13 protein-coding genes are annotated in these 13347 nt (G+C 39.5%); 6 read left to right on the top strand and 7 right to left on the bottom strand.

Annotation, left to right across the window (positions count from 1 at the left end; all coding sequences use genetic code 11):
- The first annotated feature begins 46 nt into the window (after positions 1–46).
- Positions 47–478, top strand: coding sequence for an Hsp20/alpha crystallin family protein (locus tag OOZ15_RS04665; RefSeq protein ID WP_265954705.1), 432 nt, complete (start codon positions 47–49; stop codon positions 476–478).
- 189 nt (positions 479–667) lie between these two features.
- Here the strand turns inward: OOZ15_RS04665 and uvrB are convergent, their stop codons facing one another.
- The 4 genes from uvrB to OOZ15_RS04645 form a co-directional block, all read right to left on the bottom strand.
- Positions 668–2662 carry an excinuclease ABC subunit UvrB gene (gene uvrB / locus OOZ15_RS04660; protein WP_265954703.1) on the bottom strand — a complete coding sequence of 665 codons (1995 nt, stop codon included), beginning with the start codon at positions 2660–2662 and terminating at the stop codon, positions 668–670.
- A 71-nt stretch (positions 2663–2733) separates the two neighbouring features.
- A complete protein-coding gene (locus tag OOZ15_RS04655) occupies positions 2734–3843 on the bottom strand; it encodes a T9SS type B sorting domain-containing protein (RefSeq protein WP_265954702.1) in 1110 nt (369 codons plus the stop codon).
- A 14-nt stretch (positions 3844–3857) separates the two neighbouring features.
- Entirely contained in the window at positions 3858–4688 is an 831-nt protein-coding gene (locus OOZ15_RS04650) for an ABC transporter permease (protein WP_265954701.1), read from the bottom strand.
- Positions 4688–5590, bottom strand: a complete 903-nt coding sequence (locus OOZ15_RS04645) for an ABC transporter ATP-binding protein (RefSeq protein WP_265954699.1) — start codon at positions 5588–5590, stop codon at positions 4688–4690. Before OOZ15_RS04645 ends, OOZ15_RS04650 begins: the two co-directional genes overlap by 1 nt.
- Positions 5591–5704: 114 nt before the next feature.
- On the opposite strand from OOZ15_RS04645, the gene OOZ15_RS04640 reads away from it, so the two are divergent.
- Positions 5705–6775 carry a hypothetical protein gene (locus tag OOZ15_RS04640; RefSeq protein ID WP_265954697.1) on the top strand — a complete coding sequence of 357 codons (1071 nt, stop codon included), beginning with the start codon at positions 5705–5707 and terminating at the stop codon, positions 6773–6775.
- A 101-nt stretch (positions 6776–6876) separates the two neighbouring features.
- Here OOZ15_RS04640 and OOZ15_RS04635 read toward each other — a convergent pair whose 3' ends face one another.
- From OOZ15_RS04635 to rlmH, 3 genes are read right to left on the bottom strand one after another with little or no spacing between them, the layout of a single operon-like run.
- Entirely contained in the window at positions 6877–7368 is a 492-nt protein-coding gene (locus OOZ15_RS04635; protein ID WP_265954695.1) for a GNAT family N-acetyltransferase, read from the bottom strand.
- A 6-nt stretch (positions 7369–7374) separates the two neighbouring features.
- Positions 7375–7956: a non-canonical purine NTP diphosphatase gene (locus OOZ15_RS04630; protein ID WP_265954693.1), complete on the bottom strand. Its 582-nt coding sequence runs from the start codon at positions 7954–7956 to the stop codon at positions 7375–7377.
- Positions 7957–7971: 15 nt separating this feature from the next.
- Positions 7972–8445, bottom strand: a complete 474-nt coding sequence (gene rlmH / locus OOZ15_RS04625) for a 23S rRNA (pseudouridine(1915)-N(3))-methyltransferase RlmH (RefSeq protein WP_265954692.1) — start codon at positions 8443–8445, stop codon at positions 7972–7974.
- Between the two features lie 108 nt (positions 8446–8553).
- On the opposite strand from rlmH, the gene nadC reads away from it, so the two are divergent.
- The 4 genes from nadC (at position 8554) to priA (ending at position 13347) form a co-directional block, all read left to right on the top strand.
- The gene (nadC, locus tag OOZ15_RS04620; RefSeq protein ID WP_265954691.1) at positions 8554–9411 is read left to right on the top strand and encodes a carboxylating nicotinate-nucleotide diphosphorylase; all 858 of its coding nucleotides are present in this window, start codon (positions 8554–8556) and stop codon (positions 9409–9411) included.
- A 2-nt stretch (positions 9412–9413) separates the two neighbouring features.
- Entirely contained in the window at positions 9414–10355 is a 942-nt protein-coding gene (locus OOZ15_RS04615) for a YihY/virulence factor BrkB family protein (RefSeq protein ID WP_265954690.1), read from the top strand.
- Positions 10356–10367: 12 nt separating this feature from the next.
- On the top strand, positions 10368–10799 hold the full coding sequence (locus OOZ15_RS04610; protein WP_265954689.1) for a DUF2147 domain-containing protein: 432 nt from the start codon (positions 10368–10370) through the stop codon (positions 10797–10799).
- An 85-nt stretch (positions 10800–10884) separates the two neighbouring features.
- A complete protein-coding gene (gene priA / locus OOZ15_RS04605; RefSeq protein ID WP_265954688.1) occupies positions 10885–13347 on the top strand; it encodes a replication restart helicase PriA in 2463 nt (820 codons plus the stop codon).

The raw sequence follows: 13347 nt of genomic DNA, 5'->3' as shown, positions 1-13347 counted from the left end.
GTAAAGACAACAAAAAACAAAAAGTTTAATTAAAAATATTAAGATTATGAACCTGATAAGAAGAAATAACAATTTGTTTCCAAGTTTATTTGATGAAATGTTCAAACCTGATTGGTTTGGAGGATTGGAGAATTTTGCGCCAACTGTACCAGCGGTAAACATCAAAGAAGAAGAAGATAAATTTTCTTTAGAATTGGCTGCTCCCGGTATGAAAAAAGAAGATTTTAACGTAGAGGTAGAAAAGGATGTTTTGACAATTTCTGCTGAATCAAAAAACGAAAAAGAAGATAAGGGAGAAAACGGAACATACAGTCGAAAAGAATTTAGTTATACTACCTTCAAACGTGTGTTTACCTTACCTGAAACGATTGACAACGAAAAAATTAATGCTACTTACACAGATGGAGTGTTAAACTTGACATTGCCTAAAAAAGAGAAAGCATTAGAAGAAGCAAAAAGGCTTATTGAAATTGCCTAAAGGAAGATAATGAGTTAGTTTTTTCATAAGTAGATTTGGTTAGTTAAGGTTGTCTAAAAAGCTGCAAATTCAGATGTCATGCTGAGCTTGTCGAAGCATACTTTATTGAAGTTCAATATGTCTTCGACAGCCCTTCGACAAGATCAGGGTGACAAATTAAATTCATCAAGGCTTTTTAGACAGCTTTTTTTATGCAATTTTTTCCTGTAACATTTTGATCTCATCCCTGAGTTTGGCTGCTTCCATAAAATCGAGTTCTTTGGCGGCTTTTTCCATTGCCTTGCGTTTGTCGCGTATCATTTTTTCAATTTTTGGCTTCGGAAGGTATTCCAGCTCGGGTTCTGCTGCTTTTCGGGCTGCTTCCTGTTCCAGTTGATATGTGGAGATGGAATTCTTGGCCAGTACGCTGTCCAGATTTTTGTTCAACGCTTTTGGCGTGATGTTGTATTTTTTGTTGTAGTTGATCTGCTTTTCCCTTCGGTAATTGGTCTCGTCTATGGTTTTTTGCATGCTGTTGGTAATTTTATCAGCATACATGATAGCCCTTCCATTTAAGTTACGGGCGGCGCGCCCCACAGTTTGTGTCAAGGCTCTGGCGCTACGTAAAAAACCTTCTTTATCAGCATCCAGAATGGCCACCAAGGATACTTCCGGAAGGTCGAGTCCCTCACGTAAAAGGTTGACACCGATAAGAACATCAAACAAACCTTTGCGAAGGTCCTGCATGATTTCCACACGTTCCAGGGTGTCGACATCGCTATGGATATAACGACATCTCACTTGAATGCGGGTCAGGTATTTGGTGAGTTCTTCGGCCATACGTTTGGTTAGGGTGGTCACTAATACACGTTCGTCTTTCTCTACCCGTTGTTGTATTTCTTCAATCAGGTCATCGATTTGGTTTTCGCTGGGGCGTACTTCAATCACCGGATCCAGTAAGCCTGTAGGACGAATGACTTGCTCTACATAAACACCGTCACTTAATTGCAATTCGTAATCTGCGGGCGTGGCACTCACAAACATCACCTGATTTTGCAGGGCTTCAAATTCTTCAAATTTCAATGGACGGTTATCCATGGCGGCAGGAAGTCGGAAACCGTATTCTACCAAATTCTCTTTTCGGCTTCGGTCCCCGCCATACATGGCGTGGACCTGCGGAATGGTCACGTGACTTTCGTCAACGACCATGATGTAGTCGTCAGGGAAATAATCCAACAAACAGAACGGACGTGATCCGGGCTGTCTTCCGTCCAGATATCGGGAATAGTTTTCAATTCCGCTACAATAACCCAATTCGCGTATCATTTCGAGATCGAAATTAGTACGTTCCTCCAAGCGCTTCGCTTCTAAATGCTTACCGATCTCTTTAAAATAATTCACTTGCTTTACCATATCATCTTGTATTTGATGAATGGCATTTTGAAGGACATCCGGGGAGGTAACAAACATATTTGCAGGATAGATATTGAGTCGGTCGTACCTTTCGAGCACCTTGTTGGTATTCGGGTCAAAAGCTTCAATTTCTTCAATTTCATCCCCGAAAAAATGTATTCTGAAGGCGTCATCAGCATAACTGGGGAATACATCCACAACATCACCTTTCACCCTGAAATTCCCGTGGACAAAATCCGCCGAGGTTCTTGAATACAAACTTTGAACGAGTCGGTGCAGCAATTTGGTGCGGGAAATAACCTGGTCCCTTTCTATGGAAATGACATTCTTTTGAAATTCCACCGGATTCCCAATACCATACAAACAAGAAACCGACGCGACCACCAAAACATCCCGACGTCCGGAAAGTAAAGAGGAAGTTGCACTTAATCGCAATTTTTCGATTTCATCATTGATAGAAAGATCTTTCTCGATATAAGTTCCCGTTACCGGAATATAGGCTTCGGGTTGATAGTAATCGTAATAAGAAACAAAGTATTCCACTGCATTATCAGGGAAGAATTGTTTGAATTCAGAATACAATTGGGCGGCTAGCGTTTTGTTGTGAGCTAGGACCAGCGTAGGTCGTTGAACGGACTCAATAACATTGGCTACCGTAAAGGTTTTTCCCGACCCCGTCACTCCCAAGAGCGTTTGGTGTTTTTCATCGGTCTCAATGCCGTTTACCAATTGTCGGATAGCTTCCGGTTGGTCTCCGGTCGGTTTGTAATCAGATTGTATCTTGAATCGCATTTTGTAAAAATACTAAAGAATATACAAGTATCTTGTTTACGATATGTGAAAATTTGAAGGTTAGCTTTGCATCACCTTTTCAGTGCAAAATGTCCTTTAACTTCCTTCCCGTCCTTGAGGGTAGCATGGAACCAATAATCGGCTTCGGGAAGTGGATTACCATTGATGGTACCGTCCCAGCCTAGACTTGTAGCTCTCAGTTGTTTTACAAGTTTTCCATAACGATCAAAAATAGAAATATAGGAATTGTTAAGTAAAAAAGAGCTTACATTTTCTATTGGCCAAAAATCATTGATACCATCACCGTTGGGAGTGAAGAATTTATCAAATTCAAACGCTACTGAAAGTTTAAAGTTAATGATCTCAAAACAACCATTCGGACTGGTAACACGAGCGTAAATCGTCTTTGATTCAGCAATGAGTGAGATGGTTTCAGGGAGCGGATTAGCATTATCTATGGCATCAGTTTCATTTTCAAAAAACCGGATGTCAACATTTGGATCGGTACTGATTTCACGTTTAAAATCATTCAACAGGAAAGTATAAGAGCCGGTGGTGGTGCTTTTGTGTTGATCAGGAATATTGTTTGCTTCAACCCCTGTGGGGAAAGGCATTCCTCCTTGGGTGGCAGTACCTGTCCATTCCAATTCGAATCCTCCATCACCATGAGGCCTGTCTATCACTATATAATATGAATCCCCTACAGAAACATCCAATGATTTTACAAAACTATCGCCGTCAGGTCCGGGACCTTCAGAGGTCTCCGTTGCGGTGTCATTCATCCCGGTATGGTTGGAAGTCAGCCCGGCAGCATCCGGATTGGTTGTAGAACAACGAATGGCTTGTCCGAGGTCATTGCACGAAGCATTTGGTCCGAAAATAAAGAAGTCATAGTCCACCATAATATCAGTACTGCTGGGTTTTAGGGTAAAGCCTAAAGTACCGGATTTTACAATATCTATTTTGAGCCATAGACTGTTGTTTTCATCACTGAAACAACTGTTGGATCCGGGAAAGAGTTCTTGTGTTCCGAAACCTTGTGCATTTGAACTTAATTTTCCATTTCCACACAAAACAATAGCGTTTACACAATCGTTGGGAAGGGAATTCTCTTGTCCGAAGTTCGTTTTTGAAAGAAAGACAAGTAGTATAAATAGGAGGGCGTTTTGGGTTTTTAGCATAGGATTTTTAAAGCTTATAGGTCGCGTTTTTTTAATAGGGCATAAGATAAATATATAAAAATAAACGTCCATATTAAAACAATAAAAATCTCATACCAATGTACTGCATAATCCTTGGTAACGGATTCGCCTATTTGATCGGCGACAGACTGTACGGCTCCCATCCTGCTAATAGGCTCTTTGATAAGGTTTGACATGGAATTCAATGGAAAAAATTGTGTAATGGCATCGGCTGTATTCCCATCCGATTGCCAACGGATCAATCCATAAGCAATACCTTCAATAACTTGCCAAAGGATAAGAAAACCAAGGGCGAAGGCCGACCTTTTGACAAAAATCCCTAAAAAGAGACAGAAAGAGAAAAACCCAAGTAACTTAACAAAGAAAGCGACAAGGTATTCCAAATCGGAAAAAATGATACTCAATTCGTTATAATCAGAATAGAAAAGTCCCAAAATCAGGGAAACGAAAAAGACAAAAACAGTAGAAATAAGCGAGAACACAACAACCGTCAGGAATTTAGACAGGATAAATTCTTTTTTGCTCAGTCCGTCTATCAGGTTTTGCTTGATAGTTTTATTGCTGTATTCATTGGACATCATGGAAACAATCACAATGGCCAAAAAGAGTTTAAAGAATGCTGCGATATAGGAGTTGAAATGCCAGATATAGGGAAAATTAAAGATTCCCTGGTCTGCCAATTGAAAATGTACTTGTCCGATATCAAATTTTATGGTGGCGAACAAGGCAATAAAAGTGAGCAATATGAAGTAGGAAACAATGAGGATTCTACTTATCCTGTTATTCCACAGTTTTATGGATTCTATTTGTAATAGCCGTATCATTAGTTGGATTGGTTTTTAGTAAGTGTAAGGAATTGTTCTTCGAGACTTTCTTTTCTTTTTACAAGATGAGAAAGGACAAGGCCTTTTTGATAGGCGAAGCGGTTGAATTCAGCTGCTTCCATAGGCTTGTTTAAAAAGGCGGTGATAAGTCCGTTTTCTGTTTTTACAGCACCAAAATCGGGGTTTTCACTTAAAATATTGAGTAATTCTTTTTGATTTTCAGCTTTCAATTCAAAAAAACCGTGACTGGCGATCATTTCGTCCACACGACCGGAATAGAGTTTTTCTCCCTTCCTTAAAATAATAACATGCGAACACACTTTTTCAACCTCATCCAGCAGGTGAGAGGCCAAGAGTATGGTTGTTCCTCCGGCAGCAATCGTTTTTATGATCTCCCTTATTTGATGGATTCCCTGTGGGTCGAGTCCGTTTGTAGGTTCGTCAAGAATCAGTATTTCCGGGTCGTTCAACAAGGCAGAGGCAATGGCCAAACGCTGTTTCATCCCCAGGGAATAGGTTTTAAATTTACTGTCCTTTCTGTCTAAAAGACCAACCAGTTCTAATTTTTCCTCGATCTTATCATCGGGAACTTCTTTAATTTTACAGACCAATTTCAGGTTTTGAACCGCACTCATGTACGGATAAAAGTTTGGACGCTCTATAATGGCGCCTACTTTTTTTAGGGCTTGGTGTGTAGAGGTATTGCCGTCAAACCAAAAAAAGTCGCCGGCGGTGTTGTTCACTACGTTCAAAACCATGCCCAAAGTGGTCGATTTTCCACTGCCGTTCGGACCTAAAATGCCATATACATTTCCTTTTTCAATAGTAAAGGAAAGGTCGCTTACGGCAATCAGGTAACCGAATTTTTTCGTGAGATTGTTGACGGTTAAAATGGTTTCCAATGTACTTTGTTTTTTGTTGGTTCTACTAACTTGACGAATTCTATGTCCGATTGTTACAATAATATAGATTAATTTTGATTAAATTACACCAAATAAGGTAGAAACAGTGGTTTTATGAGTGAAAAATTAATGTCGAAAAAGAAACCGTCGTATCCGATTAACGAGCGTTTATTGGGGTATTTGGAACGATACAACCGAACGACAAAAATTCCTATATCCTATGATGATTTGTTGCGATTCGCAGGTTCGGTAGTGGTGTATGACGACGACGGAAACGACACCATGTGGATACGGGTGTATTATTCAGAATTTGAGAGACCTGAGATCGACTATCATTTAAAGCAGGTCTATACACTTATTTTTTCTGATGGAAATGAAGATATTTTTCAGTATTTAAATGTGGATGCTATTGATTATTGCACCTTCGGAAACTCGAAACCTTTCCGGATCAAAGTGCGTAATATACTGAATGATAACTACACTTATATCTATGTAAAAAAAGCTGATGCGTCGCGGGTCTACGGATTGGAATTGGAGCATATTCTTTCTCCGAATCGGATCAATTTTGCTGTTTTTCACGATACGCTGATCGAGGAACATATTTCTGGGATTCCCGGGGATGAGTTTATTAAAAATGCCTTGCCGAGTTGTACCGATATTCAGAAAAGTCAGATTGCGAAGGAATTTGTTAAGTTTAACGAGCGTTGTATGATACGTCTTTTAGGAGATATGCGTTCGTATAACTATGTGATTATCCCGGTGCACGATTTTGACAATGTGATATTCCGGATCAGGGCTATTGATTTTGACCAGCAATGCTATGAAGGGAACTTTAAAGTGTACAAACCTCAGTTTTTTAAGGAGAATGTTGAAATGGTCAAAAATGTAGAGCAACGATTGAAACCCGCATCGATAGAGCAATATAAAAAAGAAGAACGTTCACTGCTCGCTAAGCGGATCATTACTTCGAAAAAAAGGCTTAAAGCAATGTTGAGGTGTATGGTGAACGATCATATTACCACCAAGGAGAATTTAGAGGAATTGAAAATGCAGTTGTATGACTATACGCTGGATATGAAATTTAAACGCTGCCGCTCTATGGGACAGGTGGTGAAAGTAGCCTTGGAGTTTGTCCGCCGTAATTATGAAGATATAAGTATGAAACGCCTGTTGCATGAAGGGTGATCTTGATAAAAGACTTTAGGGCTTAGGATGTAAGACCAATCCACGTTATCTTTCAAATTTCACACCCCCAACTTCTAACTTCATATTTCTAATTTCGTATTTCAAACCTCCTTCTGATATCCGACCACATCCAGGATTTTTCCAAACTTTTCTCCTACATTTTTAAAATGAGCACACTGGAAATACCCGGCCTTTGTAAATAGTGAAATACTGGCTTTGTTGTCACCAGTAATGATTCCTAACAAACTTTTTATGCCGCTTTCTTTCGCTTTCTTTTCGATATGGTCAAGGGCTTTTTTTCCGATTCCTTTTCCACCAAAACCATTTTTTAGATAAATAGTGACCTCTGCGGTGCGGTCGTAGGCCTGTCTTTTCTTATAATGGGTGGTAAAACAATACCCGGCAAGCTTATCATCGGCATAAATAAAAAGGGAATCGTATAGCGGATGATCAAAATGCAGGAGTTCTTTTAATGCTGACAGAGAAATAGGTTCTGTATGAAAAGTGGCGGTGGAGTTGGCGATATACCAATCATAGATATCTTTCACTACGGGAAGATCCTTTTCTTCGATGTCTTTATATGTTAGTACCATGATTCTTTATTTAGCTTTGAGTTTAAGGTAGTCAATGAGTTGTTGCATTGCTCTTCCCCGATGACTGATGTTATTTTTTTCTTCAGCTGAAACCTCTGCAAAGGTTTGATCATAACCATTGGGTTGAAAAATGGGATCGTACCCAAAACCTTTTCCGCCATGCTTTTCAGTAGTTATTTTCCCGTTAACGATGCCGGTGAAAACATTTTTCCCTTCTTGAAGACGAAGTGCAATTACGGTCTTAAAGCGAGCGTTGCGGTTGTCTTTGTCTTTTAGTTCGTCGAGGAGTTTGTCCATATTATCCTCCGCACTTTTTTGATCGCCGGCATATCGCGCTGAATAAACACCAGGAGCGCCGTTGAGTGTTTCTACTTCCAGTCCGGTATCATCCGCAAAGCAGTTCACTTGGTATTTTTTTAAGATATAATCGGCTTTTATCGAGGCGTTCTCTTCGATGGTACTTCCGTTTTCTATAATGTCTTCTGTACAGCCGATATCGTCCAGACTCAGGAGTTCGATATGAGAAGGCATAATGGCTTTTACTTCAGCCAGTTTGTTTTTATTATGAGTAGCAAAAACGAGTTTCATATTAATGTGTTTGATTTATCTATGATGATAGGGTTCATTTCTTAAAATGGTAAACCCGCGATACAGTTGTTCAATAAAAAACAAGCGGATCATCTGGTGGGAAAAAGTCATTTTGGATAGCGATATTTTTCCCTGTGCTTTTTGATATACACTATCGGAAAAGCCATAAGGCCCACCAATGACAAAAACCAGTTGTTTTACACCGGCGTTCATATATTTTTGAAGATGACTTGCAAATCCTTCTGAAGAAAAAGTCTTTCCGTTTTCGTCGAGAAGAACCAACAAATCCGTCGGAGCAATTTTTTTCAAAATAAGCTCTCCTTCCTTGTCTTTTTGTTGTGTTTCAGAAAGGTTTTTAGCGTTTTTAATATCGGGAATGATTTCAAAATTGAAATTCACATAAAATCCCAAACGTTTTATATAGCGATCGGTAAGTGTATTCAGTTCTTTTCCGTCTGTTTTCCCGACGGCAATGAGTTTGATGTTCATACGGCAAAATTAGGAATTTCGAGGCATATGAGAACTGTTGATTAAAAATAAACGTTTCAAATTCGTCCCTAAAAAGGATTTTAATAAATTAGCGCAAAACATGACTACATGATTTCAGAAAAACAATTTCAAAAAGAATTGGAAATTATCATAACCAATGCTATTCGGGAAGATGTTGGTGATGGCGACCACAGTTCGCTGGCTTGTATTCCCGCCGATGCCAAGGGGAAAGCGATGCTTTTGGTGAAAGACAGGGGTATAATTGCCGGAATTAAGTTTGCCGAGATGGTCTTCAGTTATGTTGATGCTGAGCTAAAAATAGAGGTGTTGATTGAAGATGGGGAGAGGGTCAAACCGGGTGATATTGTTTTTTATGTTGAAGGGAGTTCACAATCCATATTAAAAGCAGAGCGTTTGGTGCTCAACTCCATGCAGCGCATGAGTGCCATCGCGACGAAAACACAAGGGTATGTGAAGCTGTTGGAGGGCTCAAAAACCAAGATCTTGGATACCCGAAAGACTACGCCCGGAATACGGGCGATCGAAAAATGGGCGGTGAAGATAGGGGGGGGTGAAAACCACAGGTTTGCTTTGTATGATATGATTATGTTGAAAGACAACCATATTGACTTTGCCGGGGGAGTTATAGAAGCCATCGAAAAAACCAAGAAATATCTGAAAGAAACGAAAAGAGATCTTAAAATAATTGTGGAAGCAAGGGATCTCACCGAGGTAAAAAAAATATTGGAGGCCGGTGGTGTTTATAGGATTTTGCTGGATAATTTTAATTATGAAGATACTCAAAAGGCGGTCGAGTTAATAGGGGATAAGTGTCTTACAGAATCCTCTGGGGGGATCAACGAAAAGACAATAAGGAACTATGCCGAGTGTGGCGTGAATTTTATATCTTCGGGAGCACTCACACATTCCATTTACAATATGGACTTAAGTTTAAAAGCGGTATAAGCATGTCTGTAGAAATTGAAGAAAAACTTGAAAAAATTCCAGTAATTAACTTGATTGTCAAGTTTTTAAAGAAAATAAAACTTCCTGGTTTTGAAGGACTTTCAGTTTACGATCTTACTGAAATGTATTTTATCGGAATCGTAAAAGGAGCACTTACATACAGGGCCGGTGCTATTTCATTCAGCTTCTTTATGGCTATTTTTCCCTTTCTTTTGTTTGTGCTTAATTTGATTCCTTATGTACCTTTAGAAGGGTTTCAATCCGATTTTATTTATTTTATTGAAAGTCTGTTGCCGCCACAAACGGCAAATTTCTTCGATGCTGTCATTGAGGATATTGTGAGTAAACGTCGTGGTAGTTTGCTGTCATCAGTATTTTTCTTGTCCATTTTTTTAATGGCCAATGGGATTAACGCCATTTTTGGCGGATTTGAAACCTCTTATCACGTTACGATCAATAGAAATGTGATCAATCAATACATTGTTGCGCTGTGTGTGGCCTTATTAGTAGCATTTATGTTTTTGGCCAGTGTGGTTGGATTTATTTTTTATGAGATCTACATTGTACAGTATCTAAGTGAATTGGCAGCCAAAACCAATGGATTTGATATAGAACGAGGGGATACCATTGGAGTGCGTATAGGAAGGTTCATGTTCTTTGTCATTATTACGTTCTTAACAACCTCTGTGCTTTATTATTTTGGCACTACCGAAGGGAAGCAAACCCGTTTCTTTTCTCCCGGTTCCATTTTAACCACATTTTTGATCATAGTAACGACCTATTTGTTTGGGATTTACATTGAAAATTTTTCTCAATACAACGAAATATACGGGTCTATCGGAGCGTTACTTATATTAATGCTTTATATTTGGATCAATTCGAATATACTGCTTTTAGGATTTGAATTGAACGCTTCGCTGAGAAGTTTGAGGCGAAATTATTAAAAAGTAAATACGATGCAAAAAATATTATTATTAGTGTCTTTTATTCTTGTGTTTGGTTTATCTGCTCATTCCCAAACAGTTTTTGGAAAGTGGAAAACCATAGATGATGAAACCGGAGAAGCCAAATCCATTGTTGAGATTTATGAAGAAGGAGGTAAGGTTTACGGAAAAGTGGTAGAAATCTTGAACAAAGACAGGGTGGATGCCATATGTGATAAATGTACGGGCGTAAAAAAAGACCAGCGAATTTTAGGGTTGGTTATTATTGAAGGCCTTGAAAAAGATGGAGACAAATATGAAGGCGGAACCATCCTAGATCCGAAAAAGGGAAAAGAATACAGATGTAAGCTTTGGGTAGATGAAGAGGATGACAACATACTGAATGTAAGAGGGTATATTGCGTTCCTCTTCAGAACTCAAGTATGGCATAGGGTTCAAGGCTGATCTTAGAAAGAAAAAACCGTTTCAGAAAATACCAAATCGCTGTTAATCCAAGCTGCGTTATACTTAGTAATATTAAAGTGGTTTCATGCATTTTATCGATGTTGTATTGCCTATTCCTTTAGAAAAAACCTTTACTTATAGTATATCAGAAAGGGAGGCTTCTTTTCTTCAGCCCGGTATGCGGGTGGCAGTACCTTTCGGGAAATCAAAAATCTACACGGGATTGGTGTACAAGGTGCACGAAAAAGCTCCGGAAACATATAAAGCCAAGGAAATTGACCAAATACTGGATGAAACTCCCATCATCACTCCCAAACAACTACAACATTGGGAGTGGATTGCTTCATATTATATGTGTACGCTAGGAGAGGTGTTCAAAGCAGCTGTTCCGTCGGCTTTTTTGTTGGAAAGCGAGACACTCATTCTCAAGAGTGATTCGGTAGATGTAGATGAAGAAGATCTTAAAGATGATGAATGGTTAATCTATGAAGCCCTTCAGCATCAATCGATGTTAAAAGTACACGAGGTAAGCAGTATTGTTGATAGGAAGAATGTACTTCCGGTATTGAAGCGACTATTGGAAAAAAATGTCATCTTGCTGAAAGAAGAGGTTTATGAGCAATACAAACCCAAAATGGTGAGGTATGTAAAGTTGAATTCAAATTACGCTTCAGATGAAAGCCTGAACTTTTTATTGAACACATTAAACCGTGCCCCTAAACAAAAAGAAGTTATTATAACCTTGTTTTCTTTGAAAGCGGTGTCCAAAAAGCCAATCCGGGTAAAGGAACTGGAAGAAAAGAGTAAAGCTTCGTATTCTGTGCTCAAGGCCTTGGTGGAGAAGGAAATTTTGGATGAGTATTACATTCAGCAGGATCGCGTACAATATGACGGCAAAGAGGTTTCAGACACAAAATCTTTAAATCAATATCAAGCAGCGGCCTTGGGAGAAATCAAGGAGTATTTTAAAACTGATGATATAGTACTTTTACATGGCGTTACTTCCTCAGGAAAAACAGAGGTGTATGTAAAGTTGATAGAACGTTTGCTTACTGAAGAAAAGCAGGTGTTGTACCTATTGCCCGAAATAGCGTTGACTACACAATTGATCAAGCGTTTACAGGATTATTTCGGAGATAAAGTAAGTGTGTACCACTCCAAATATTCGGTCAACGAGCGGGTAGAAGTCTGGAATAACATACTGAAGAACGACGGCAAGACCCAAATTGTGATAGGGGCGCGTTCGGCGGTTTTATTACCGTTTTCAAATCTGGGGCTGATCATAGTGGATGAAGAACACGAAACTTCGTTTAAGCAATTTGACCCCGCACCTCGCTATCATGCAAGGGATGCAGCTATTGTGCTCGCTTCCATGCATCAGGCGAAAACACTCTTGGGAACGGCCACACCGGCAGTTGAAAGCTACTATAATGCCAAAAAGGGGAAATACAGGTTGGTGGAGATCAACAGGCGTTATGGCGATGTATTGATGCCCGATATTGAACTGACCGATATCAAAGAGAAATATAGGAAAAAACGAATGACCGGACATTTCTCAGACCGATTGATCGAGGAGATACAAGAGGTTTTGGAGAATGGCGAACAAGTTATTGTCTTTCAAAACAGACGAGGTTATGCCCCTATTTTAGAATGTAACACCTGCGGCCACTCGCCACAATGTCCGAATTGTGATGTGAGCCTGACCTATCATCAGTATAAAAACCAATTGCGTTGCCATTATTGTGGCTATGCGATGGCGCTTCAACAAGCCTGTCTTGCCTGCGGAAGTAGTGAATTGGACACCAAGGGCTTCGGAACAGAGCAAATAGAAGATGAGTTGAAAAAACTTTTTCCGGATTCGAGAGTTGGTCGGATGGATTCTGATACCACACGCGGAAAACACGGTTATGAAAAGATCATAACGGCTTTTGAACAATTGGAAATTGATATTTTGGTGGGAACGCAGATGCTTACCAAAGGGCTGGATTTTAGGAATGTGAGCTTGGTGGGGATCATGAATGCCGATACCTTGCTGAATTTCCCTGATTTTAGGGCGCATGAACGGAGTTTTCAATTGATCCAGCAAGTGGCAGGAAGAGCAGGACGAACACAAAAAAGAGGGAAGGTGATCATTCAGACCTATAATCCGTATCATCAAATATTGCAGCAGGCTTCCATGAATCGGTATTCAGAAATGTTTATGGATCAGTGGAATGAGCGTAAGCAGTTTAAGTACCCTCCTTTTACACGGATTTTGAAAATAACGTTCAAACACAGAGATTACAACAAGGTAAATGAGGCTAGTGGTTGGTTTGCCAAGGCCTTACATACGGTTTTTGATAAGAACACACGAATGGAGATACTGGGACCTGAATTTCCTCCGGTTTCGAGAATAAGAAATGAATATTTAAAGGATATTGTGATAAAAATTCCTAGGGATCAATCCATAAAACAGACAAAATTATCCATAAAAAGAATTAATAAGAGCTTTCAAGCGATTGCAGCCTATAGAAGTGTCAGGCTTATTTATAATGTAGATGCGTACTAA

This window comes from Galbibacter kalidii (genome assembly GCF_026241135.1).
Taxonomy (GTDB): Bacteria; Bacteroidota; Bacteroidia; order Flavobacteriales; family Flavobacteriaceae; genus Galbibacter.
Note: the sequence above shows the minus strand (reverse complement) of the source record. Positions and strands in the feature narration are given on the sequence as shown.